20 protein-coding genes are annotated in these 23560 nt (G+C 55.0%); 6 read left to right on the forward strand and 14 right to left on the reverse strand.

Going from position 1 to position 23560, the window contains the following annotated elements:
* Positions 1 to 52 precede the first annotated feature (52 nt).
* Entirely contained in the window at positions 53 to 1210 is a 1158-nt protein-coding gene (locus tag BJF95_RS11275) for an esterase (RefSeq protein WP_075639570.1), read from the forward strand.
* 198 nt (positions 1211 to 1408) lie between these two features.
* Here the strand turns inward: BJF95_RS11275 and BJF95_RS11280 are convergent, their stop codons facing one another.
* The 9 genes from BJF95_RS11280 to BJF95_RS11320 form a co-directional block, all read right to left on the reverse strand.
* The gene (locus tag BJF95_RS11280; RefSeq protein ID WP_075639571.1) at positions 1409 to 3481 is read right to left on the reverse strand and encodes a methyl-accepting chemotaxis protein; all 2073 of its coding nucleotides are present in this window, start codon (positions 3479 to 3481) and stop codon (positions 1409 to 1411) included.
* Positions 3482 to 3745: 264 nt separating this feature from the next.
* Complete coding sequence (hemH, locus tag BJF95_RS11285; RefSeq protein WP_245297301.1) at positions 3746 to 4768, reverse strand: ferrochelatase; 1023 nt, start codon at positions 4766 to 4768, stop codon at positions 3746 to 3748.
* 187 nt (positions 4769 to 4955) lie between these two features.
* Entirely contained in the window at positions 4956 to 6860 is a 1905-nt protein-coding gene (locus BJF95_RS11290) for a 5'-nucleotidase C-terminal domain-containing protein (protein ID WP_075639573.1), read from the reverse strand.
* A 198-nt stretch (positions 6861 to 7058) separates the two neighbouring features.
* Positions 7059 to 7433 carry an outer membrane lipoprotein Omp10 gene (gene omp10 / locus BJF95_RS11295; protein WP_075639574.1) on the reverse strand — a complete coding sequence of 125 codons (375 nt, stop codon included), beginning with the start codon at positions 7431 to 7433 and terminating at the stop codon, positions 7059 to 7061.
* Positions 7434 to 7636: 203 nt separating this feature from the next.
* Positions 7637 to 9079, reverse strand: coding sequence for a homospermidine synthase (locus BJF95_RS11300; protein WP_075639575.1), 1443 nt, complete (start codon positions 9077 to 9079; stop codon positions 7637 to 7639).
* A 137-nt stretch (positions 9080 to 9216) separates the two neighbouring features.
* Entirely contained in the window at positions 9217 to 9498 is a 282-nt protein-coding gene (locus BJF95_RS11305; protein WP_075639576.1) for a YciI family protein, read from the reverse strand.
* Positions 9495 to 10139 carry an aminotransferase class IV family protein gene (locus tag BJF95_RS11310; RefSeq protein ID WP_075639577.1) on the reverse strand — a complete coding sequence of 215 codons (645 nt, stop codon included), beginning with the start codon at positions 10137 to 10139 and terminating at the stop codon, positions 9495 to 9497. Before BJF95_RS11310 ends, BJF95_RS11305 begins: the two co-directional genes overlap by 4 nt.
* Positions 10124 to 11278: an aminodeoxychorismate synthase component I gene (locus BJF95_RS11315; RefSeq protein WP_075639578.1), complete on the reverse strand. Its 1155-nt coding sequence runs from the start codon at positions 11276 to 11278 to the stop codon at positions 10124 to 10126. Before BJF95_RS11315 ends, BJF95_RS11310 begins: the two co-directional genes overlap by 16 nt.
* 11 nt (positions 11279 to 11289) lie before the next feature.
* A complete protein-coding gene (locus tag BJF95_RS11320) occupies positions 11290 to 13149 on the reverse strand; it encodes a M3 family oligoendopeptidase (protein ID WP_075639579.1) in 1860 nt (619 codons plus the stop codon).
* 561 nt (positions 13150 to 13710) lie between these two features.
* Between BJF95_RS11320 and BJF95_RS11325 the strand changes: the two genes are divergently transcribed.
* The gene (locus tag BJF95_RS11325; protein WP_075640287.1) at positions 13711 to 15258 is read left to right on the forward strand and encodes a sigma-54-dependent transcriptional regulator; all 1548 of its coding nucleotides are present in this window, start codon (positions 13711 to 13713) and stop codon (positions 15256 to 15258) included.
* A 464-nt stretch (positions 15259 to 15722) separates the two neighbouring features.
* Positions 15723 to 17555, forward strand: coding sequence for a peptidoglycan L,D-endopeptidase MepK (locus BJF95_RS11330; protein ID WP_425348695.1), 1833 nt, complete (start codon positions 15723 to 15725; stop codon positions 17553 to 17555).
* A 277-nt stretch (positions 17556 to 17832) separates the two neighbouring features.
* Here BJF95_RS11330 and BJF95_RS11335 read toward each other — a convergent pair whose 3' ends face one another.
* The 3 genes from BJF95_RS11335 to BJF95_RS11345 all read right to left on the reverse strand — a co-directional run bounded on the left by BJF95_RS11335 (position 17833) and on the right by BJF95_RS11345 (position 19296).
* Entirely contained in the window at positions 17833 to 18096 is a 264-nt protein-coding gene (locus BJF95_RS11335; RefSeq protein WP_075639581.1) for a DUF2312 domain-containing protein, read from the reverse strand.
* 83 nt (positions 18097 to 18179) lie between these two features.
* The gene (locus BJF95_RS11340) at positions 18180 to 18485 is read right to left on the reverse strand and encodes a DUF1244 domain-containing protein (RefSeq protein WP_075639582.1); all 306 of its coding nucleotides are present in this window, start codon (positions 18483 to 18485) and stop codon (positions 18180 to 18182) included.
* 16 nt (positions 18486 to 18501) lie between these two features.
* The gene (locus BJF95_RS11345; protein WP_075639583.1) at positions 18502 to 19296 is read right to left on the reverse strand and encodes an N-formylglutamate amidohydrolase; all 795 of its coding nucleotides are present in this window, start codon (positions 19294 to 19296) and stop codon (positions 18502 to 18504) included.
* 74 nt (positions 19297 to 19370) lie between these two features.
* On the opposite strand from BJF95_RS11345, the gene BJF95_RS23835 reads away from it, so the two are divergent.
* From BJF95_RS23835 to pyk, 3 genes are all read left to right on the forward strand, one after another.
* Complete coding sequence (locus BJF95_RS23835; protein ID WP_139317472.1) at positions 19371 to 19571, forward strand: hypothetical protein; 201 nt, start codon at positions 19371 to 19373, stop codon at positions 19569 to 19571.
* A 159-nt stretch (positions 19572 to 19730) separates the two neighbouring features.
* Positions 19731 to 20147 (forward strand): DUF1036 domain-containing protein, encoded by a 417-nt coding sequence (locus BJF95_RS11350; protein WP_245297333.1) that lies wholly within the window; start codon positions 19731 to 19733, stop codon positions 20145 to 20147.
* Positions 20147 to 21586 (forward strand): pyruvate kinase, encoded by a 1440-nt coding sequence (pyk, locus tag BJF95_RS11355; protein WP_075639584.1) that lies wholly within the window; start codon positions 20147 to 20149, stop codon positions 21584 to 21586. The genes BJF95_RS11350 and pyk overlap by 1 nt, the downstream gene beginning before the upstream one ends.
* A gap of 55 nt (positions 21587 to 21641) precedes the next feature.
* Here pyk and BJF95_RS11360 read toward each other — a convergent pair whose 3' ends face one another.
* Positions 21642 to 22652, reverse strand: a complete 1011-nt coding sequence (locus BJF95_RS11360) for an alpha/beta fold hydrolase (protein WP_245297302.1) — start codon at positions 22650 to 22652, stop codon at positions 21642 to 21644.
* Between the two features lie 249 nt (positions 22653 to 22901).
* Positions 22902 to 23519 (reverse strand): tetratricopeptide repeat protein, encoded by a 618-nt coding sequence (locus BJF95_RS11365; protein WP_075639585.1) that lies wholly within the window; start codon positions 23517 to 23519, stop codon positions 22902 to 22904.
* Positions 23520 to 23560: the final 41 nt, after the last annotated feature.

Below are 23560 nucleotides of genomic sequence, written 5' to 3' on the forward strand. Positions count from 1 at the left end.
CTTTGGCGTGGGTTGAGGAACCAGCTATGTTGAATGTGGAGGATATTTCATCATGCGTTTGCTTTTTTCGCTGCTGCTTGCGGCGGGTTGTGCCGTGACTATTCCGGCCTTTGCTCTTGATCGCCCGGCATCACCTCCGGCGGATCGTCCGTTGAACGGGTTTGTCACGAGCGTCGAAAAGGATGGGTCGATCACCTTTCGGCTTTTTGCGCCTTCGGCCAAAGCCGTCTCGGTTGTTCTCGGCGCGGGTGACCCCATGGCGCTGCAACGCAATGAGGACGGGGTGTGGAGCGTGAAAACCGAGCCGCTAAAGCCCAATCTTTATGAATATTATTTCAATGTTGATGGCTTTCGCAGCATAGATACCGGCACCAATGCGCCCAAGCCCCAACGGCAGGTCAACACCAGCCTCATTCTCGTTCCCGGCAGCATTCTGGACACCCGCAATGTGCCTCATGGTGATCTGCGTCTGGTGACGCTGCATTCCAAGGCGTTGAAATCCGAGCGGCAAATGTATGTCTATACCCCGCCGGGCTATCTCGACACATCAAAGCCGCTGCCGGTTTTGTATCTCTATCACGGCTTCGGTGATACGGTGGCCTCCTGGGTCACGCAGGGGCGGGCACCGCAAATTCTCGACAATCTTCTGGCTGAGAAGAAAATCAAACCGATGATCGTGGTGATCCCGGATACGGAAACCGATGTGCCGGAGGCGATTGCTGAAAATGTTGCAGGTTCTGAGCGCCGCAAGGAATTTTATCCGGTCAATGCCGAGGCTGCCGACCGGGAACTGATCGAAGACCTCATTCCTTATATGAAGCGCCATTATCGTGTCCGCAGCGACGCCAACAGTCGTGCTGTGGCGGGGCTTTCGCAAGGCGGGTATCAGGCCCTGGTTTCGGGTCTTTCACATCTGGGCACGTTTGGCTGGGTTGCGACCTTCAGCGGCGTTTCCACAACCACTGTGCCGAACAAGGCGGTGGAAGCAGCCTTGAATGATCCGGCCAAAATCAACAAGATGCTGCGCAATTTTACCGTCACTGTTGGGTCAAAAGATCAGGTGACGGGCAAGGATATCGCAGGCTTGCGGGCTATTCTGGACGAGAAAAAAATCGCTCACGAGTATCATGAATATCCAGACTTGCAGCACGAAATGGATGTCTGGCGTCCATCTCTGATTGCCTTTTTGCAAATACTCTTCAAGAATTAGAGTTTGTCAGGGAAAAGTGGAACCCGGTTTTCCCGAAAAAACAAACGAAAACAAAGATGTTTAGAGTCTGTCAGGTTCAATCTGAACCTGACAGACTCTAAAGTATTCCACCGCCGTGCGTTTACAAATGCACGGCGGTGTTGGTTTCTTATGCGCCGGTTCATCCAAAAACCGGTCTACACTTTTTCCTGACAAGCTTTAGAATTCTTCCCAACTGTCATTCGAGGTTGCGCTCATCAGAGCCGGGGCCTTTGCAGAACCTGCATTTGTACTGGCAGCCTTTTTAAAACTGCTATTGCCTGTGAAAGCCTTGGCAACGGCCTGCACCTTGGCGTGGACGGGAGACGGCACGGGCCGCGCCGTCCCTTTCACGGCCTGTGGTGCGGCGGTTGGCATCCGGCGCTGGTGATTGGCATCATTGACCTTGAAATGCTCCAGCAGTCGCGCAAGGCTATCGGCTTCCTGCGAGAGCTTGTGGGTGGAGGCGGAGGTTTCTTCCACCATCGCGGCGTTTTGTTGGGTCACCTGATCCATCTGGTTGATGGCGGTGTTAACCTCTTGCAGACCGGTGGACTGCTCCTTGGCCGAGCTGGCAATCGAATGGATATGGTCGTTGATGGCCAAAATCTGTGCTTCGATGGCCGAGAGTGCCTTGCCGGTTTTTTGCACCAGCGCCACGCCACCGCCCACTTCCTCGCCGGATTTGTTGATCAGCGCCTTGATATCCTTGGCGGCATTGGCAGACCGCTGCGCCAGCTCGCGCACTTCTTGTGCCACGACGGCAAAGCCCTTGCCCGCTTCGCCTGCGCGGGCTGCTTCAACACCGGCGTTGAGCGCCAGAAGATTGGTCTGGAAGGCGATTTCATCGATCACGTTGATGATCTTGGAAATCTCGTTGGAGGCCTGTTCAATTCGGCCCATGGCGTCCACGGCACTGCCGACAACAATAGCCGATTGCGCGGCGTCCTCCTTGGCTGCCGAGACGATCCGGGTTGCCTCCTGGGTACGATCCGTCGAGTTGCGTACTACGATGGTGATTTGCTCAAGAGCGGCAGACGTCTGCTCAAGCGCTGCGGCTTGCCGCTCGGTGCGCTGTGACAGATCGTTGGTCGCCTTGCTCAATTGGTCAGTATTGCCATGGATGCCATCTGCCTTGAAGCGGATATTGGCAATCACTTCGCGCAGGCGCTCAAACGTGCTGTTGACGTTGGACTGCAGCTCGGCAAAAACGCCGCGGAACTGGCCCTTCATGCTCTGTTCCAGATCGCCTGCCGCAAGGCTGGCAATGACCCGGCCTGTTTCGCCAACGCCCTGATCAACGCTGGTGAGCAGCGTGTTGATATTGGCGGCAAACCGATCCAGATTGACATCGTCGTAGTGCTTTTCGATGCGCTTGCTGAAATCGCCACTGGCGGCGGCCTCCACGACGGCCGAAATGCTCGACTGCAGATCGTCGCTCTTGGCCCGCATGGCCGTCTCTTGCGCGTTCAGACGCTGAACCTGCAAGCCGTTTTCTTTGAAAATAACAACAGCTTTGGCCATGTCGCCAATTTCATCAGAGCGGTCACTATAGGGCACATCGGCATCAAATTCGCCATTGGCAACGCGCTTGATGGCGGCTGTCAGGCCTGTAATCGGTCTGCTCAACTGGCTGACGCCAATATACATGCCAACGCTGACGCCGAGAACAATCGACAGGACAGTGGCGGATGCAATCAACGTCATCATGGTCGCGCCAAACGCGCCCAATGAAGACTGGAGGGCATCAAGCTGGGCTTTATCGGCATCGACAATTTTGTCAATCTCGGCCTGAAATTGCTTGCGATTGTTGCGGTTGTTCTCGTTGTTGCCCTGCTCGTTGGCCGCTTCAGGGCCAACCTCTTTGCCCAGGCGCACCGTCTCAGTCCGAAACTTGCGAAACTCGGATGCTTTCTCAACCATGCTATTAAAGCTGGTCTTTTGATCTGCAGGTATTAATTTTTCCCAGGTTGCGAGGGTTGTATCAATTTCGCTCAAGCTTTTCATCAAGCCGGTGCCGAACTTTGCGGCATCTTCTTTCGACTTGGAGGCGTAGATGCCGCGCGCATCCATCACCACGGCCGTCACGTATCGGTTGAGGCGCTCACCTTGAAAGGCGCGTTCCGACACATTCATCAATTCGGCCGTTTTATTGTTATAGCGAAGAGTGACAAACACCCCCATGGCACCAATAACAAGTGCCGCAATCCCTAATATAGCGACTAAGGAATATATTTTGCCGCTGATTTTCACGAAATTATCCTCCAATTTAAACTCCGCTTTTAAGCGAAGGCATCAGAGGATTTTACGATAAAAACCATTAATAATTGCTTTTTGAGTTTTGTGTAATTTAGATTCTGCATTGGTTTTATTTTTAAAAAATCAAGTGAAAACAATTATTTACGTGATGTTTGACGAAGGTTAAATTGACTATTTTTTGTGCAAATCATCTCGTCTTGGGCATCCACACTCTGCGCCCGGTGTAAAGCTTACACCGGGCGTGAAGGCTTGTGCGCTTTACAGCCAGCCCATCAGTTCCCGTCTGACAACATCTTCGAGAACGCGCATGCCATCCGGGCTGTCGTTCAGGCAAGGAACGTGGGTGAATTTTTCACCACCATTATGATGGAAAATTTCGCCCGCTTCGCCGGCAATTTCCTCAAGGGTTTCCAGGCAATCGGAGACAAAGCCCGGGTTGATAACGGCGATGCGCTTCATGCCATCCTTGGCCAGTTTCTCCACCGTTTTATCGGTATAGGGTTGCAGCCATTCTTCGGGACCAAATCGAGACTGGAAGGTGACCATCAGCTTTTCTTTGCTCCAACCCAATCGGTCACGCAAAAGCCTTGCCGTTTTGTAGCATTGGCAGTGATAGGGGTCGCCCGCCATGAAATAGGATTTGGGGATGCCGTGAAACGATGTGAGCAGCACTTCTGGCTCCCAATCGAGAGACGCATAATGCGCCTCAATCGAATTGGCCAGCGCGTCGATATAGACGGCGTTGTCGCTATATTGCGGAACTGTGCGAAGCGCCGGTTGCCAGCGCATTTTCAGCAAGGCCCTGAAGGCTTCATCGTTCACCGTTGCGGTGGTGGCGGCGGCATATTGTGGGTAGAGCGGAAACAGCAGGATTTTTTCGCAGCCCGCCTTTTGCAATTCATTCATTTTTGACTGGATTGAAGGCTGGCCGTAGCGCATGGCCCAATCCACAATCACATTGGGCATATCGGCAAACGATGCCGCCATTTTTTCTGCTTGGTTGCGGGTGTAGGTGCGCAAATAGCTCTCATCCAGATCCTTGTTCCAGATGCTTTCATAGGCCTTGCCAACCTTGCCGGGGCGGGTGTTGAGCACAATGCCATAGAGGATCGGATACCAAAACAGCCTGGACCACTCGATCACGCGCTTGTCGGAGAGAAATTCGCGCAAATACCGACGCATGGACTTATAATCGGTGCCGTCCGGTGTGCCGAGATTGACAAGCAGAACGCCCACCTTTCCAAACTTGACAACGGGGTGATCGGCCGGGAGGTTGTTCATATGCGCGCTCATATCTGGAATGCCTCAGTCAGGAAATATCATTCAATACGTATGTGCCGCGGGAAGAGATCACTGTCTACTCTATAAATTGTTGGCAGCACGGCCTGCGCTTTATGCCGCACGCATTCTCATCAATAGAAAGCGGCTGGAGTTGCCTCCAGCCGCCATTGTAAAATCGCTTGAGCCCTTATTTGGCGGGCAATGTCAGCTCTTCACCAATTTCAATGTGGTTTGGATGGCGCAGTTTGTTGGCGGCGGAAATTTTTGTCCACGCTTCACCATCGCCATAGACGCGCTCGGCAATCTTCCAAAGGCTATCGCCTTTGACAACGGTATAGGGTGTGGTTTTCGTTTCTGGTGCCGCTGGTGCCGCTGGTGCCGCTGGTGCCGCTGGTGCTGCGGCAGCCGGGGCAGGTGTCGCTGGCGCAACAGCGGTTGCGGCTGCTGCCGTTTTTGGCTGGGCCGCCGGTGCCACATAATCCTTCGGGGTTACTTCCGTGATGCGATTGCTAGCCACAGGCGTATAGGGGCTGTGTTTGCCAAGATAATCTGCGGTGACGGTTTCAAGGCTTGGGCCAAAGTCATAGGCATTCTGGCCCTTGGTTGCGAAAATCTTATAACCGTCGCCGCCCGAGCGCATATAATTATTGGTGACCACGCCATAGACTTTTTCGAGATCAAGCGCGGTGTAGCCGTCGCCATCCTTGACCTCAACTGAGGTGATGCGGCTGCCAACCGGCTTGGAGCGGTCGAAGGAATATTTCATCCCGGCAACTTGCGCAAACCGCCCGGCACCATCATCAATCTGGCTCACACCATTTTCCAGCGAGGCCAGCAGATCGCTACCCTTGAGCTGGAAAGTGGCAACGGAATTCTGGAACGGCAGAACCGTGAGAACATCACCCATCGTCACTTTGCCAGCATTGATGGAGGCGCGCACGCCACCGCCATTTTGCACGGCAATGGTGATACCCTGATTTTTGGTATGATCCAGCATGGCATCGGCAATCAAATCGCCCATCGAGCATTCGCGGTTGCGGCAGGCACTGCTGCCGCCGTCCAAAACGCCTGTGGTTTCGCCCACCACCTTCTGCTTGACTTCTTCCAGCGGCTTGGCCAGCTCGGCAACTTTGGCAACATAGCTCGCATCCGGCGTGACCGAGGAATCCAGCAGCTTTGGTGCGCCTTCTTCTGCTTTCACCACGCCCTTGTCGTCGAAAGTCACTTTCAGCTCGCCGAGATATTTGGAATAGGCGTAAGCGGTGACGATCGGCACCTCAACACCGCCCGGGTTTTTCACCAGTGTCGGGTAGGGGCCGGAGGACTTGGGGTCGGTGCTGGACAGGTAGGTATGGCTGTGGGCACCCACAATCACATCAATGCCGTCAACCGCTGCGGCAATGCGCTGGTCTTCGGCATAGCCGACGTGGGAGAGCAGAACGATCTTGTTGATGCCCTTGGCTTCAATTTCGGGCACAATCTTTTTCAGATATTCAATGGGATCAAGGAAGGAGATCTTGTCGCCCGGCGAGGATGTTTCGCCGCTGTCAGCCGCAAGCACGCCAACCACGGCGACTTTCTCTGAGCCGAAATCCTTGACCACATAGGGCTGATATTTTCCGGCAACAATGCTGTCAGCGGCGGCAATGGTATTGCCCGAGACCATCGGGAATTTCAGCGCATTGATGAATTTCAGCAGCTCTTCCGGGCCATCATCGAATTCGTGATTGCCAATTGCCATCACATCAAAGCCGATGCCATTCATAAAATCGGCCACCGGCGCGCTTTTATAGGTGGTGTAAAACATCGAGCCTTGGAATTGGTCGCCAGCGTCGAGTGTGAGCACATTCTTGCCAGCCAGCGCGGCCCGCGCCTGATCAATCGCCGCCTTGACGCGGGCAATGCCGCCGAAACATGCGTTCTTGGCCTGCTCCTCAGCGGTGCAGGTCGAATCATATTTGTTGATTGCTTCAATTCGGGAATGAAAATCATTGATGTGCAGGATGTTCAGCTCAAAATCGGCAAAGGCCGCATTTGAGGACAGCACCAGCACAGAGGCGCTTAGCAGGCCAAATCTAAATCTCTTCAACATCCAGTCTCTCCGCAAATTTAAGGTTCCCGATTGCTACCCTGCTTATGTGAACGTTTATTGTAGGGGTAACGAATATCCGCATGTTTTCATCACGCGAACGTGACTGCAAGCGAAAAGACGCAATCTCGCACCGCCAAAGCAAAAAGCCGACCCAGAGGGCCGACTTTATCAATGCGAAGAAATGGTCGTTTTCAAAGATCAGCTTTTGCGGCGCAATGAGAAATTCGCGCCCGAATCTGTGGTGCAATTGAGCTGATCGGGGGTGACAAGGGCGCAATTGACACGCGACTGGGTCTTGCGCAGCAGCGATGTCATATTGATTTCAACCAGCGTTGGCGATTGGTTGGAATAGGTGCCCGATGCCAAAAGCGCGTTGCTGTCGGATGAGCGCGTCGAGAATGTCCCGGCCTGGAAGGTGGAAACAATGCCGTTCGGGTCAACCCAGGAGCCATCCACGCCCATGGGCTGCGGCGCTGGCGAATAGGATACCTGTCGAGGTGCCGGGCCACCCATCATGCAAGATGAAAGCGCAAGGCCAGTGATCAGGAGGGTTGTGATGCTTTTGATCTTCATAACAGTCTCCTTCAGGCGGAATGGGTCGTGCGTGCGCCCGCAACCGTCCATAAATTGTTAACCTGACCATGCAGCTTCAATGCGCTAAATGCAAGGCGGCAGGCATATTCCCAGCGCTTTGCTCACAGGCATATTACGGAAGCATATGCAAAAAAGCCCACCAATCATACCTTGGTGGGCTTTTGTTCTATCGAGGCAGGGACTTACCGAACCAGAATATTCTTGAACTGCCAAGGATCTTTGGTGTCCAGATCTTCCGGGAACAGGCCGGGGCGGCCATCCAGCGGGGTCCAGTCGGTGTAGTGACCTTCAACCGGGCCGAGGTAAGGCATCTGCACTTCGAGGCAGCGCTTGTAATCTACCTCGTCGGCTTCCACGATACCAGCCTTGGGGTTTTCAAGCGCCCAGACCATGCCGGCCAGAACTGCCGAGGTCACCTGCAAGCCCGTGGCGTTCTGATAGGGTGCGATTTCGCGGGTTTCTTCGAGCGACAGGCGCGAACCATACCAGTAAGCGTTTTTCTCATGGCCGTAGAGCAGAACACCCAACTCGTCCACGCCATCCACCAGCTCGTTCTCGTCCAGAACATGCAGAACAGGCTGTGCCTTGCCGCCGTTACCAAACATTTCATGCAAGGACAGAACCGCGTCATTGGCTGGATGATAGGCATAATGGCAGGTTGGGCGGAAGGTGACTTCGCCTTCCTTCTCAACCGTGAAGTAATCGGCAATCGAGATGGATTCGTTGTGGGTTACCAGGAAGCCGTATTGTGGGCCGGGGGTTGGGCACCAGGTGCGCACGCGGGTGTTGGCACCGGGCTGCTCCAGATAGATCGCTGCCTTGCAGCCCTTCTTGTGCTTCTTGGCGTTTTTCGGCATCCAGTTTTCATGGGTGCCCCAGCCCAGTTCGGCTGGCTGCAAGCCTTCCGAGATAAAGCCTTCGACCGACCATGTGTTCCAGAACACATCCATCGGCTTGGGGTTCTTGGCGCGTTGGGTGTCGCGCTCGGCAATGTGAATGCCCTTGACGCCAACCTTCTTCATCAGCTTGGCCCAGCCTTCGCGGTCATTGACCGTTGGCTCTTCAAACTTCACACCAATTTCATTGGCAAGGTTGACCAGCGCCTGCTTGACAAACCAGGACACCATGCCCGGATTGGCACCGCAGGTGGACACAGCCGTGGTGCCGCCCGGGTTCTTGGCCTTTTCCTGACGTACAGTCTCGCGCAGCGCATAGTTGGTGCGCTCGGAATTCTTCATATTGGTGTCGAAGTAGAAGCCAAGCCAAGGCTCAACCACGGTATCGATGTAGAGAACATCCAGCTTGCGGCACAGCTTCATCAGATCGAGCGAGCCGGTATCCACCGACAGGTTCACGCAGAAACCCTGACCTTCGCCTTCGGTGAGGAGCGGCTTGAGCAGATCCTTGTAGTTTTCCTTGGTCACGTGCGCCTGAATGTGCTTCACGCCATGCTTGGCCAGAAGGTCGGCATCGTCATTGCGCGGGTCAATCACCACCATCCGGCTCTTGTCGAATTTGAAGTGGCGCTCAATGAGCGGCAGGGTGCCACGGCCGATCGAGCCGAAGCCGATCATCACGATCGGGCCGCTAATTTCGCCATAAACCGGATAGGTCTTGGTGGTCATTCATTATCTCCTTGAAAGGCGTGCCGCTATCAGCATCGGCCAATTTCTTAATCGGTCTAGATCACAAATCCACGACAGAATAAAGACGAGCATTGATGCGAATATGAGGATACCCGGCTAATTTTTTGCGTAGGTTCTTACGCCAGTGCCGCCAGCCCATCGGTCACTGTACTCAGGACCACTTCGGTGATGTCGTAATCGGCAATGGCGTGAATGACAAAGGGATCAAGTGCGACAAAGGCTTCGATTTCCGCACGGTCGCCCTTGGCCAGAATAACACCGCCGGTGCGCGGCACTTTGCGGCCAGACGCCAAAAACCAGCCGCGCTCATAACCTTGCTTGACCCAATCCAGATGCGGCTGCATGTAGGCATCCGCTTGGGAGATGTCGGCTTTGTAGGTGAGGGAGAGAATGATCACGCCACGGCCTTTTGTTTTTCAACCACCAGCTCGGCCCGGATCAAGCCGCGCAGCGAATTGCCGACAAACAGCGGGCGATTGATCAGATTCTCTGGTTTCAGCACTTCGGAGCGTGCTTTACGCTCGCGGATCAGGTCGGCGCGCAAAATGCCGGGCAGAAGGCCACTGGTCAGCGGCGGGGTGATGAAAATGCCGTCCTGTCCCTGTAGAAAAATATTGGTGAATGTGCCTTCGCACAGCTCGCCGCGCTCGTTCAGCAGCAGCACTTCATCGGCCTCATCCTTGGAAAACTCGGCACGCGCCGCCTCATACAGCTCTCGCTTTGAGCTTTTATGGCGATAGAGCGGATCATCGGATTTCATCCGGGTTTTCTCAGCGATGCGAATGCGCCAAATGGTGTTTTCTTCCACAGGCTCAAAGGGCGTGGCAGTGACCTCGATCTTGCCGCGAAAGCTCATGGTCAGGCGCACGCGCATGGGGGCTGTGCCGCTCACCGCCTCTTTTAAGGCGGCTTCCGGCTTGACGGGCAAGCGAAATCCCAGCGCGTCGGCCGAGCGGTTCAGCCTGCGCATATGCTGCTCCAACCGCAAAAATCCGGCGTCTGGCTCCCAGCGGAGCGTTTCAATCAGCGAGAAATCCATTGATCACCTACCGCAAAACGGGCCTTGAGCAGACATTCATCATATTCTGCCTTGGCGTTCGAATCAAAAACAATACCACCGCCGACATTGAAAACTGCCCGAGAGTGTTTGAAAAGTGTTAACGTGCGAATGGCGACAGAAAAACACATGTTTCGTTTTGGATCACAATAGCCGATGGCACCGCAATAGACATCGCGCGGGCCTGTTTCCAACTGGTGCAAGATCTGCATGGCGCTGAGTTTTGGTGCCCCGGTGATGGAGCCACATGGAAACAGCGCGGCCATGATCTCTGTTAACCCAATGCCGTCGATAAGCTTGCCGCGTACATGGCTGACCATCTGGTGAACGGTGGGGTAGGTCTCGATATCAAAGAGTTTTGGTACGCTGAGGCTGCCGACTTCAATAATGCGCGAAATATCATTGCGCAGCAGATCGACGATCATGCGGTTTTCGGCCTGCGTCTTTTCATCCGCCAGCATGGCCGCCTTGATGGCCTCGTCTTCGGTGGGGCTTACCCCACGCGCGGCCGTGCCCTTCATCGGGTGGGTTTCAATGAAACCTTCCTGATCAACCTTGAAGAACAGCTCCGGCGAGCGCGACACAATCACCGGGCCACCGAGATCAACCAGCGCGCCATAGCTGACGGGTTGACGCTCGATCAGCGACCAGAACACCTCTTGTGGTGTGCCGTGATAGTCCGCTTCAATCGGCATGGTGAGATTGGCCTGATAGCAATCACCCTGCCGCAAATGCTGGTGCAGCTGATCAAAGCGCCGAGTATAGGTCTCCAGATCCCAGCCCGCACGCGGATTGGTGATCATCGGTTCATTGCGGGTGATCGGCAAGGCTTGCGCCAACGCATGATCAGAGCCTTCAGGCGCATGAAATACACCAAATTGCAGCAGTGGTGTGTCTCGAGTTTCGGGAATAAGCGGCCTCAGCTTGTCCTCAAACACAAAGCCCGCTTCATAGCTGATTGCACCCGCCACCCAGAACCCTTTTGCTCTGGCCTGATCCAGCCGTTCTAACGCGGGCACCACCTCGGCAGGGTTGCGCGCCACAATGATCTCCACCGGATCGGTGAAGACCAATGCGTCCTTGGTCTTGTCATTTCGAAACAAGATATAAGGTGTTGTCATTCGGGTTGGCCTCAGCCAGCTTTATCAAGCGCCTCCAGCTCATCAATCAGGCCTTCAATCATCGAAAGCCCCTTGGACCAGAAAGCCGGATCGGTGGCATCCAGCCCGAAGGGAGCCAGCAGCTCCGAGTGATGCTTGGTGCCGCCAGCCTTCAGCAGTTCGAAATATTTCTGCTGAAAGCCGGAATCGGCGTTCTGATAGACAGCATAGAGCGAATTGACGAGGCAATCACCAAAGGCATAGGCATAGACATAGAAGGGCGAATGGATGAAGTGGGGAATATAGGCCCACCATGTTTCATAGCCTTCCGACACTTTAATGGCCGGTCCCAGGCTCTCGCCCTGAACCGATAGCCACAGCTCGCCGATTTTTTCCGCCGTCAGCTCACCCTCTTTACGGGCGGTGTGCAGCTTGCGTTCAAAATCATAAAAGGCAATCTGCCGCACCACGGTGTTGATCATGTCTTCCACCTTCTGCGCCAGCATGGCTTTGCGCTCGCGCGTATCACTGGTCTTGTCCAGCAGGGCGCGGAAGGTCAGCATTTCGCCAAAGACGGATGCCGTTTCAGCCAGGGTCAGCGGTGTCTGGCACATCAAGGCACCCTGGTCGCCGGCCAGCACCTGATGCACGCCATGGCCCAACTCATGGGCCAGTGTCATCACATCACGCGGACGGCCCAGGTAATTGACCAGAACGTAAGGGTGAGCGGATGGCACGGTGGGGTGGGCAAAGGCCCCCGGAGCCTTGCCCGGACGGGCAGGGGCATCAATCCAGCCGCCCTCAAAGAAGCGGGCGGCAATCTCGGCCATCTCGGGGGCAAAATTGCCGTAAGCTGACAGAACCGTGTCTTTTGCCTCATCCCAGCGGATCAACCGATCCGAGCTTTCGGGCAGTGGCGCATTGCGATCCCAGAAATTCATGGTCTCCATGCCCAGCCACTTGGCCTTCATGGCATAGTAACGATGCGACAGGCGCGGATAGGCATCCTTGACGGCAGCGGCCAGCGCGTCCACCACCGGGCGCTCCACCCGGTTGGACAGGTGGCGGCTATCGGCAATATCGTCAAAGCCGCGCCAGCGGTCAGAAATTTCCTTGTCTTTGGCCAGCGTGTTGGTGACCAGCACAAAAATGCGGATATTGTCGCGGAAGGTTTTGGAGAGTGCCTCCGCCGCCTTCTGACGGGTGGCAGGATTGGCATCCTGCAACATGTTCAAGGTTGGCTCCAGCGTTTGGCTGACACCATCGACGTCAAACTTCAGACTGGCCAGTGTTTCATCAAACAAGCGGTTAAACGCGCTGGCTCCGGTCTGGGATTTTTCCAAAAACAGCTGTTCGATCTTGTCATCCAGCTGATGCGGCTTGTCTTTGCGCAGATCCACCAGCCAGGGCTTGTAATGGGCAGTCGCCGGGTCGCGGGCAATGGCGGCATCAATCACCGCGTCGTCCAGGCGGTTCAGCTCCAGCGTGAAAAACAGAAGGTGCGCGGCCAGATCGGTGATTTTGGCCTGCACATCGCCAAAAAATTTGCCGCTGGCCGGATTGGTCATGTCTTTATAGTAATAGAGACCAGCGTAAGAGCCGATTTTGCCCAGCAAATCTTCCAAAGCTTCAAAGTCGCTCAAGGCACCGCCAAGGCCCTGTTCGCCCTCATTGTGTGCGGCTTTTTCCAACCGGCCTTTCCATTTTGTCTCAAACGCAAGGCTCATTTCCTGCGCCTTGGCCAGATCGGCCTTGAATTCTGCAGAGTCTGTGCCGGGATAAAGATCGTCCAGCCGCCATACAGGAAGCGTGCCAAGGTCTGTGTGCGAGGAGGGGGAGGCGGATGTTTCCGATACAGAATGGCAAGACTTGTTAACGGCAGTGAAACGCATGATGAAGTCCTTTTTCCCGGAGCGATCTCTCTGCAAGAGTGATGAAAGCCGCTTCCAATCTTAACAATGCTTGGTTTTGTCATAGCACGGGTGAGGCTTTGAGCAACACCGGCAGTCTCGCCAATCATCGTGTCATAGGCGTGGAGATGATTGAAAAGGCCTGACAATGCGCAATTGCCACCACGCCAAGACCCACCACGCAAAGACATAATGTGCTGTGCCGATGTTTGACATATCCACATGGTTGATTTTGTGTCGCTGTGCCAGAAATGGTCTTTTCTGTGGCTATTGCAATTTTTTTTGGCCAAACTGTATCGAAGCGGGTAATTTGATGGCCTATAGATAAAATCCTAACAAAAGTTCCAACCTGTTTTTCAAGACTCTGTGACATTTTCCGATACAGAGGGCTGATATACACTTGCTGCGTGTCGCATTCGCAGCAGATGGCTCTGCTCGCATTGAAGATGACGATAATGTCCGTCGTCTTATTGTTTCCGGATCACACATGTGGTCGATGTTTTAACCGGCGCCAGACGCCACAATGAACCCGGGGAGCTTAAATTGACCGCTCATATTCTCGTTGTCGATGACGATCCAGTTCAACGTCGTCTTTTGAAGGCTGCTGTGGAAAGTCAGGGGCATGTGGCCCATCTGGCTGAAGATGGCGAGGCAGGCTTGGAATATTTCCGCCTGCATCGTTCGGAAATTTCTGTTGTGCTTCTCGATTTGATGATGCCGGGCCTGTCTGGTCTTGATTTTCTGATTGCCGTGGGCGGTCAGGAAGTGGATGTGCCGGTGATTGTGCAGACCGGGCAGGGCGGTATTGATACGGTGGTGCAGGCTATGCGGGCTGGCGCATTTGACTTTGTGGTCAAGCCGGTGACGCCAGAGCGGATTGTCGCCGCCGTTGCCAATGCACTCAAGGTCGATCAACGGGATTCGAAAGTGCGCCCGGCGCGTCGTTCGCGCTCCGGTGCCGTGCAGTTCAGCGATATTATTTCGGCAAGCCCTGCCATGACCCGCGTGGTTGATCTGTCGCGCCGTGCGGCGCAGTCCACCATTCCCGTCGTGCTGGAAGGTGAATCAGGCGTTGGCAAGGAAATGGTCGCACGCGCCATTCAAGCCGCATCCGATCGCAGCAGCCGTCCATTTGTGACCGTCAATTGCGGTGCCATTCCGGCCAATATGGTCGAGAGCGTGCTGTTTGGCCACGAGAAGGGGGCTTTCCCGGGGGCCACAGAGCGGCATATCGGCAAATTCATCGAGGCCGATGGCGGCACGCTGTTTTTGGATGAGATCGGCGAATTGCCGCTGGATGCGCAGGTCAAGCTGCTGCGTGCCGTCCAGGATGGCGAAATTGAAGTGATGGGCGCTGCTCGCCCGCAAAAGGTCAATGTGCGGCTGATCTCGGCGACCAACAAGGATTTGATTGCCGAGGTGAAGGCTGCGCGCTTCCGTGAAGACCTTTATTATCGCCTCAACGTGTTCCCCATCACCATTCCAGCCCTTCGCCGGCGCAAGGAAGATGTGCCATTCCTGGCGCGCGCCTTTGTCGAACGCTTCTCAATGGAGCAGCGTCTGCCCAGACCGCTGACCCTGACCGCCGGTGCTTTGGCGCTTTTGACGGCGTTTGACTGGCCCGGCAATATTCGCCAGCTGGAAAATGCCATCTACCGGGCGATCATTCTGGCCGAAGGCGTTGAGCTGACAGAAAATGACTTCCCGCAGATTTTGGCGCAAATTCCCGGTGGTTTGTCGCAGGATCGGTTCTGGTCGGGTGTTTCCGGTCTCTCCGATAGCTTGGCGGAGGCCCATGCGGCACAACGCCACACCGATCGGCCTGAACTGGCCTTCATTGATCGCCTGCCCGCCCCTCGGGTTGATGATCGGGGCGCAGTTGCCGACAACGTCATCGTCAGTGTTGATGATAGCGGTGATGTTCGTCGTCTGGCCGAAATTGAAGAAGAGCTGATCCGGTTTGCCTTGAAATTCTACCGGGGACAAATGAGCCAGGTGGCGCGCAAACTGGGGATTGGCCGCTCAACACTCTATCGCAAATTGAAGGATTACGGGATTGATCCTGATGATCCACAGAAAAATGCAGCCTGATTTTTAAGGCGAGGGGCGTGTTTCAGATATGAAGCGCGCCCTTTTGTTTTGAGGGATGCGTTCAGCATTCTGATATGCTATAGCAACCAACGCCAAATATGGTGCGCGAAGGGGCTTTTTATACGATAAGCACTTTTGCGAGAATTTCTGCTGTGATGACAAATCCTATTCGGTGCTGATATAGCAAGATTCGCTAATCTGTTAACCCCCGGGTAAGGATGATTGATTACTGCTTGTCAATGACTTGTTATGAATTGGTTCACCATATATGAATCAATTTCGTCGGTGTGGTTTTTTTGCCATGTAACCACCGCATTTCACAGTCATGTGATGGCGTATTCAATGTAGGCTTCTGACGGGGACGGATTTTGCAGATATCTGGTGTATTTGTATCGCCCAACGGGCAAGGCGGGCGGCTAAGTCGCTTGGCTGTGCTATGGGCCAGTATGTCCAGATCTGCTCTGATGGCATGCGTTCTCGTGGTTATGGCCATGTCGGGCCTTTTCGCCAGCGCCCAGACGGCGGCTGCCGAAACCCGCTCCTTGAAGATCTATTTTGTCCACACGGGCGAAAAGCAGGACATCATCTTCAAGCGCAATGGCCGCTATGATCCCAAGGGTTTGCAGGCGCTGAACACGATCTTGCGGGATTGGCGTCGCAACGAAGCCACCAAGATGGACCCCCGCCTGTTCGACCTCGTGTGGTCGGTTTACAAACAGTCCCGGTCCAGCGGTTATATTTACGTTGTCTCGGGTTATCGCTCGCCCGCCACCAATGCCATGTTGCGCTCACGCTCACGCGGCGTTGCCAAGGAAAGCCAGCATATGCATGGCACGGCGATGGACTTTTTCATTCCCGGAACACCTTTGAAAACGCTACGCGATATTGGCCTGAAAATGCAGGCGGGTGGCGTTGGCTATTATCCCAATTCCGGCTCACCTTTCGTGCATATGGATGTTGCGGGGGTTCGCTCCTGGCCGCGTTTGCCGCGTGATGAGCTGGTCCGACTGTTCCCGGATGGGAAAACCCTTCACATTCCCGCCGATGGAAGACCCTTGCCGGGGTATCAGGTGGCGATGGAAGAATATAAGCGACGATTGGGGTCTCAACAGATCCTGATGGCGGATAGCAGTTCGTCCTCCCATCGAAAATCGAAGAATCTTTTTGCCATGCTGTTTGGCGGCGGTGATGAGGATGAGGGCGACGAGGATGTCGCGCCAGCAAAGGCAACGGCACCACCACCTGTTGCGCGTCAGCAGCAGCAGGAGTTGACCAACCCGTCGCCTGTGGTGGTTGCATCCGCCGCACCTGCGCCGCCCATGCCTGATATTTCAGCGCCGGTTCCTTTGAGCCGACCAACCTCGACGCAGGGCAATGATAGTCTCGCCGTTGCGCTTTATTCGCCTGGCGGGCGCAATGCGGCGGAAGACGCGCTGCAAAAAGTTGCCAGCAATCAGCCGACATCCATTCCGTTTGGCAAGGCGCAGCCCGATGCTGGCGACGGCTATCAGGATCTGTCCGAGTATAAGATTCCCGTGCCTACCATGCTGGATACGCGTGGCATGAAGGGTGATGCAGAAAATGTGATGACGGCGTCGCTGGCACCAGGATCGCTGCCACCTGTTGAGGATGGCGTGATGCGCATCCCCGTGCCGGCTGGCCGACCAGCTTTGGCCGACGCCATTGCCGCTACCATGCCGCAGCAAGATGTGGCATCTGCCAATGCGCAGCATGAACCTGCGACCGTGGAAGAAGCCATGCTGTCGCCTGCTGCGGCCAAGGCTCTGGAAATGAGTGAGGCCGCATCCAATAAGGTTGCGACAGTAACGCCGCTTGATCGTCCGTCAGAAAACACAGCTGCACAGGTTGCGGCGGTGCCGGAACCACGGCCTTATATTGTTGCACCAGCTGCTTCAACGCCAAAACAGGAACTCGCCTCGCTTGAACCTGTGTCACCTTCGACAAAGCGCCGTAGCGGCGAGTTTGGTGACGTGTTTGATCAGCCAAAAGCGGCGGCTCAGGCCATTGAAGCCAGCGTACCGGTCAAGGGTGCGCGTCCGGGACCAAGCGAAGCGGAAGTGGCGACGCGTGGTATGTCGGGTGGCAAGGTCCTAACGCGCGCCATGCTGTCGCAATGGGCCATGGCCAAGAACCATATCGAAGCACCCTCTGCTGTGAGCCGCGGTGGACGTGTGGTGATCGACCCACCAGCATCGGCATCTGCGCAAGCTTTGCCGGTTGGGTTCTCGGATAAGGCTCCGCGTATCGATCCGGCCCGCTTTGGCGCTATTCGCTAACGTTTAAATTTGCTGATGACATCGTGAGGGTCGTCGGGTTCACATTGAACTCGACGACCTTTTGTTATTTGTCTGCCATTTTGATAGATTGCATCTACGTTGCTGTGTGTTCTGCACCACGTTCGATTTAAGGAATTATGCAGTAGGTTCTCGCTTTTCACGTCGATGCTGTCGAAATAGAGCAGCCATTCTTCGTCTGATGCACATAAAAAAACCCGCGATGGACGCGGGTCTTTCATATTTGTCGCGTGGGCGCAAAGGGTGTCCTTTGAAAACCTCAGCCTTCTGGTGGGTTTTCAATCATGCCGAGGGCGTGGAGGTAAGTGTCGAGGATCAGGTCTTCTTCCATGCGTTCCTGATCGTCCTTCTTGCGCAGCGCAATAACTTTTTTCAGGATCTTGGTGTCGAAACCTGTGCCCTTTGCCTCGCCGTAGACATCCTTGATGTCGTCGGCAATTGTTTTCTTTTCTTCTTCGAGCCGTTCAATGCGCTCAACAAAAGCGCGAAGTTGGTCACGGGCGACGCCATGCGCATCAGACATCGGGATCTCCTAACTGGGAATTTCATGTGGTGGTGACGTGCCGCGAACGCGGCGTCACGTCAAGCTTTTTTGGAGCGAAAGCGCTATTCTTCTTTTTCCAGGCGCTCAAAATCATCTTGTTCGCGTTGGCTTGTTTCCTTTTGATAGCGCTTTTTCCACATCTCATAGGGCATGCCGTAGATGTAGCGGCGGGCTTCGTCGCGTGTCATCTCCAGCTCCCGTTGGTCGGCGGCGTCCTGGTACCAGTTGGACAGGCAGTTGCGGCAAAAGCCCGCGAGATTCATCAGATCGATGTTTTGCACGTCGCTGCGCTGCCGCAAATGGGCCACCAGTTGCCGGAAGGCTGCGGCCTCAATTTCTATCTGCTGTTGAGTGGTCAACTCGGTCATGGCAAACACTCTCCTGTTAGCTGGTGTAAGGGCCGGTGCGTGACGGAAATTGCTTGTAGCGGTGCAGATCAGGATCGGCATTCATTGTGGCAAATATCGGTTCAAGTCGATCCGCCCAAGCTGTCACCCCTGCGCTATCACCAATCAAATCCTGCCGCACCTCGAGCAGCGCGTGTGGAATCCCAGCGCGCATGCAATGATGATACATTGTATCATTCCTGAGTGCGCCATCGTAGGGCTGATTATCGCCCACCAGAATATCGCCGGGTGCCCGCAGCAAATCAATCAACGGCGTTACCGCGCGGTGGTCGGTATCCCACAGCACGGCCGCATGCCAGGGGCGCGGAACGCCTTTCCAGGCGTGCGTATAGGAATGAAGCGACAGCACAAGCGGTGCCATGCCACTCGCCTTGGCAACGGAGGCAATCATTTGGTCAACGGCACGATGATAGGGGCGATGATAGGTCTCGATCCGATGCAGCCATTCCTCCTCGCTGATCGGGTGATTGCCGGGAATGATTGCCCCGTCCGAGATTTTCATGATCAACGTGGGATCATCCTCGCCGCGATTGGGATCAATCAGCAGGCGCGAAAAGCATGACATAACGGCGGGAACCCCAAGGCGGGCGGCAAGCTGGCGTGTCAGGGCTTCGACGCCGATATCATAGGCAATATGGCGCTCAAACGCGCTTTGCGGCAGGCCTAAAGAGCCGTAGGCCGGTGGCAGACAGTTCATTGCGTGATCAGCCAGCAGCACCAGCCCCTTTTTTTCATCGCCGGGAATGTCTTCGAAGATTTTAAAATCGCTCATGATATCCACGTTTGTGTGATTCTGGAGTGCTACTGCATAATTCCTTAAATCGGAATCGGTTTAAGGAGAAAATTATGCAGCAGATTAAAAGCATTACAGCATCCTTTGTGCGCCATATATGGCGCACGGTGCTGTATGTAAGTTTACTTCGCGCAGCTTGCGGGTTAAACTGCTATTTCTCTGAAATTCATAGCGTTTTTGCGTCTATTTTCAAAATAAGTTCAATCATGTGGAAAACGACAATCGAAGCCACCATTCAGCCAAACTGTGGGTGAATGTTTGTGTCAAAAATATAATCGATTAGAGTTGCGTTGACTTTCTTGATCCATCGTCGCAAGAAAGCACCACAGAAAAATGGAGTTCCGTCGGAAGCCGTGCCTCATTCCAACACACACTCTTCCGTTACAGGCCCCGGGCGTTTTGCACGCCTCTGCCTGTTCCTGAGCATTCTTGCCGCCCCTTTCGCAATCGCGGCCCCGGCCCACGCGGATTTCCGCGTGTGCAATGGCAGTCAAAACCTCGTTGGGGTGGCCATTGGCTATCGTAATACGGATGGCTGGGTCAGTGAAGGCTGGTGGCAGGTTCCTGCTTCCACATGTGCAACCCTGATCGAGGGTGAGCTTAAATCCCGCTATTATTACCTTTACGCAGAAGATGCCGCACGCGGCGGGCGCTGGGCGGGCAATGTCAACATGTGCGTTGCTGAAAACGAGTTCAAAATTGTTGGTGTGCAGGACTGCTTCAAACGCGGTTATCAACAAATGGGTTTCAAAGAATATGACACGGGCCGCCAGGGAAGCTGGATGGTCCAATTGTCGGATACACCAGGCACGCAGGAAGGCCAGAAGTGATGAGACGTAACCGTAAAGTAAAGATCCTTGCAACATTGGGACCCGCTTCGCAAGACGAAGCCATGATCCGCAAGTTGCACGAGGCAGGGGCGGATCTTTTTCGCATCAACATGAGCCATGCCAGCCATGAGCTGATGCGTGAGGTTGTCAAGCGCATTCGCAATGTTGAGGCTGCCTGTGGTCGCCCGATTGGCATTCTGGCTGACCTTCAGGGGCCAAAACTGCGCGTGGGTAAATTTGCCAATACGACGGTTGAATTGGCGGCGGGCCAGACCTTTACCCTCGACAACAACGAAGCGCTGGGTGACAACACCCGTGTTTATCTTCCCCATCCTGAAATTCTCGAAGCAGTCAAGCCGGGTGATCGCCTGCTGATCGACGATGGCAAGCTGCATTTGCGCGCCGAAAAATGTGACGGCAAGAGCATTGTGTGCACAGTTATTGCCGGCACCAAGATTTCCGACCGCAAGGGCGTGAGCCTGCCGGACACCATTCTGGCCTCTGGCGTGCTGACCGACAAGGACCGCGCCGACCTGGATGCCGTGCTGGCCACCAATGAAATCGACTGGGTGGCGCTGTCCTTCATTCAGCGTCCTCAGGATCTGACCGAAGTTCGCAAGATTGCGGGCCACCGCGTTGGCCTGATGTCGAAAATCGAAAAGCCACAGGCTATTGATTGCATTGATGAAATCATCGAGCTGTCGGATGCCTTGATGGTCGCCCGTGGTGACCTGGGTGTTGAAATGCCGCTTGAAGCCGTGCCCGGCATTCAAAAGCAGCTGATTCGTGCCTGCCGCCGCGCTGGTAAGCCGGTGGTGGTTGCAACCCAGATGCTGGAATCGATGATCACCTCGCCGGTGCCAACCCGCGCCGAAGTGTCTGACGTGGCAACCGCCGTGTTTGAAGGCGCAGACGCGGTGATGTTGTCGGCAGAATCGGCCTCTGGTCAGTATCCGGTGGAAGCCGTATCGACCATGGCATCCATTGCCCGCACCATTGAGCGCGAGCCGCATTATCCAGGCATTATTTATGCGCAGCGCCCGCAGCCAGAAGCCACAGGCGCGGATGCGATTTCGCTGGCGGCCCGCCAGATTGCCGAAACGCTGAAGCTGAAGGCCATTGTTTGCTACACAGCGTCTGGCACCACCGGCATGCGCGCCTCGCGTGAGCGCCCGGAAGTGCCAATTCTGGCTTTGTCTCCTGTCGTTCAGACGGCGCGTCGTCTGTCTGTTGTCTGGGGCTTGCATTGCGTGGTGGCCGAAGAGCCAACCGATCTTGACGATATGGTCAACCGCGCTTGCAAAATCGTTGTGTCGGAAGAGTTCGGTGAGCCGGGAGATCGGGTGATCATCTCAGCCGGTGTGCCGCTTGGTACGCCCGGTGCAACCAATATGCTCCGCATTGCCTATATTTCGGCCGATGGCCAGTCGGGTGTCTGATACACCGTAAATTTGAATGCTGAAGCCCGTCCGGTCTCTCACCGGGCGGGCTTTTTTAATTGTTCGAGACCGCAATGGGGGCGTGAAACGCGCGCGCCATGGCTTGAAGATCGCGCGGCTTGCCTGCGATTTTTTCAAGGGCAGCAATGGCAATCTCTGTTGCAACGTAGTCTGGCTTATGGCCGACATTGCGCAGCCACACCAGCTCGGCTCCCGCAATATCACGGGCAAGGCCTGTGGAATGGATATTGGCCAGCACAATATCATCACTATCGCCTGTGATAATCACGGTTGGTGCCTTTATCTCGCGGTAGCGTGGTGCCATGCGGCTGACGTAGCTGTGCAAATTGCTTACATCGATGGCGTTATAGCGAAAGGCGGCAGGCCGCAGCACAAGAGTAGGGGCGGCATTTGCGATATAACCCACCGGCTGAGGATTGGGCGCAAAAACCGCACGAATGGCGGCTTTCATCCGCAGCTGACCTGCGAGAGGCGCAATGGTATGGGCGAAAATCGGGCCAATGACCGGCATAGCCGTCAGCCTGTAATGCCAATCGACGCCGCCCGGCCAAGGATGGGTGGCCGGGGCAAGCAGCAGCAGGCCTCTGGTTTTTTCAGGGTGCAAAACGGCAAAGCTTGCGGCAACGGCACCGCCAAAGGAATGGCCGACGATGATGGCGCTTCTCATGCCAAGGGCGTCCATGGCCCGTGCGATCGTATTGGCCTGACCGTCTGGCGTGTCATTCTCCAGTCCACCTCTGTCTGAATAACCATGACCGGGGCGATCCACAAACAACAGCTCTGCCCGGCCACGCAAGTGTGGCAGGAACGGCATTGACTGGTCGAGCAGATTGCCGCTGGCACCATGAATGAACACGATAGGGGGTAGGTCTGCGGTGTCACCTGCCGGAACATGCAAGACGTGAAGCGATAGATCACCAAGGGCTATGCGCTGCCCAACCGGCGGATGGGTTTTGGCAATTCTTGCTGTGATGATTGTGCCATAGGCAAAACAGGCCAGCAGCGAGAGTATGATGATGAATATCGTTGTTGCAAACCAATGCACTCTCAACACTCCTTGCTGCGCATATACTGCGCCAAAAACCGGCTTCGACCACGTATAATTGTTTAAATCGGAATCGATTCCGATTTAAGGAATTATGCAGTAGGCTGTAAGGCTATACGATTTTATTGCTGTATCGGATTGGTCTTGCGGCGATTTACAGCTTTGGTCCGAAAAGCGGGAACCAGTTTTCGAATAAATCCGATGCTGTGGGGCGTGGACCTGTTTCCCGATCCATTGCTTCGGCCCGCCTTACGTGCGTGCCCCGGCCAGCTTTTCTGCAAGGTCGCTGAAGGCTTTTTGAGCGCTTCGGTCCGCCGGGTAGACATCGAGATAGTCTTGCCATGCCTTCATGGCTTTCTCGTCGCTGCCGGACTCGGTGAGAATGGTTGCCAGCATTTGTATCGCCGGGAAATATCGCGGCTCGATTTTCAGCACTTCGTTCAAATCACTGACCGCTTTGCGGACATTGCCCAGACTGTAATTCAACGTGGCGCGTTTCGCCCAACCTCTGGGATCCTTGGGGTCAAGAACAATCACTTGATCCAGAAAATCCAGCGCCGCAGCATTACGCTTTTCCCGCCGTGCCTTATCGGCCCATTGGGTCAGCAGATCTGCGGTGGCGCTGCCCGTATCGGCCCATTGCGTGACAAGATTGGCGGCAATGGTTTTGGCAACATCCGGGTTGCGCTCGCGCTTAAGCTCTTCCAGCAACTCTGTCGTGGATTTCGGCGCAGCTGAGCGGTCTTGCAGGCGCTCTATCGGTGGAGAGGCGGGCTTGCTATCGTCAGCGCATGCATAGCCAATGGTGCTGATCACGAGGATGCAGGTCGATAGAATCAAACGATGAACAGCATGAAAAAAGCGCATGAGAGACAATCTATCTCGCATGCGCTTTTAATCAAACTGAA

This window comes from Rhizobium oryziradicis, assembly GCF_001939045.1.
In the GTDB taxonomy this organism is placed as follows: Bacteria; Pseudomonadota; Alphaproteobacteria; order Rhizobiales; family Rhizobiaceae; genus Allorhizobium; species Allorhizobium oryziradicis.

What these genes read in the sequence shown, in the direction of transcription:
- BJF95_RS11275 (WP_075639570.1), top strand. Translation starts at nt 53, where the DNA reads ATGCGTTTGCTTTTTTCGCTGCTGCTTGCGGCGGGTTGTGCCGTGACT.
- hemH (WP_245297301.1), bottom strand. Translation starts at nt 4,768, where the DNA reads ATGAACAACCTCCCGGCCGATCACCCCGTTGTCAAGTTTGGAAAGGTG.
- BJF95_RS11290 (WP_075639573.1), bottom strand. Translation starts at nt 6,860, where the DNA reads ATGTTGAAGAGATTTAGATTTGGCCTGCTAAGCGCCTCTGTGCTGGTG.
- omp10 (WP_075639574.1), bottom strand. Translation starts at nt 7,433, where the DNA reads ATGAAGATCAAAAGCATCACAACCCTCCTGATCACTGGCCTTGCGCTT.
- BJF95_RS11300 (WP_075639575.1), bottom strand. Translation starts at nt 9,079, where the DNA reads ATGACCACCAAGACCTATCCGGTTTATGGCGAAATTAGCGGCCCGATC.
- BJF95_RS11310 (WP_075639577.1), bottom strand. Translation starts at nt 10,139, where the DNA reads ATGGATTTCTCGCTGATTGAAACGCTCCGCTGGGAGCCAGACGCCGGA.
- BJF95_RS11315 (WP_075639578.1), bottom strand. Translation starts at nt 11,278, where the DNA reads ATGACAACACCTTATATCTTGTTTCGAAATGACAAGACCAAGGACGCA.
- BJF95_RS11320 (WP_075639579.1), bottom strand. Translation starts at nt 13,149, where the DNA reads ATGCGTTTCACTGCCGTTAACAAGTCTTGCCATTCTGTATCGGAAACA.
- BJF95_RS11330 (WP_425348695.1), top strand. Translation starts at nt 15,723, where the DNA reads ATGGCATGCGTTCTCGTGGTTATGGCCATGTCGGGCCTTTTCGCCAGC.
- BJF95_RS11335 (WP_075639581.1), bottom strand. Translation starts at nt 18,096, where the DNA reads ATGTCTGATGCGCATGGCGTCGCCCGTGACCAACTTCGCGCTTTTGTT.
- BJF95_RS11340 (WP_075639582.1), bottom strand. Translation starts at nt 18,485, where the DNA reads ATGACCGAGTTGACCACTCAACAGCAGATAGAAATTGAGGCCGCAGCC.
- BJF95_RS11345 (WP_075639583.1), bottom strand. Translation starts at nt 19,296, where the DNA reads ATGAGCGATTTTAAAATCTTCGAAGACATTCCCGGCGATGAAAAAAAG.
- BJF95_RS23835 (WP_139317472.1), top strand. Translation starts at nt 19,371, where the DNA reads ATGCAGCAGATTAAAAGCATTACAGCATCCTTTGTGCGCCATATATGG.
- pyk (WP_075639584.1), top strand. Translation starts at nt 20,147, where the DNA reads ATGAGACGTAACCGTAAAGTAAAGATCCTTGCAACATTGGGACCCGCT.
- BJF95_RS11365 (WP_075639585.1), bottom strand. Translation starts at nt 23,519, where the DNA reads ATGCGCTTTTTTCATGCTGTTCATCGTTTGATTCTATCGACCTGCATC.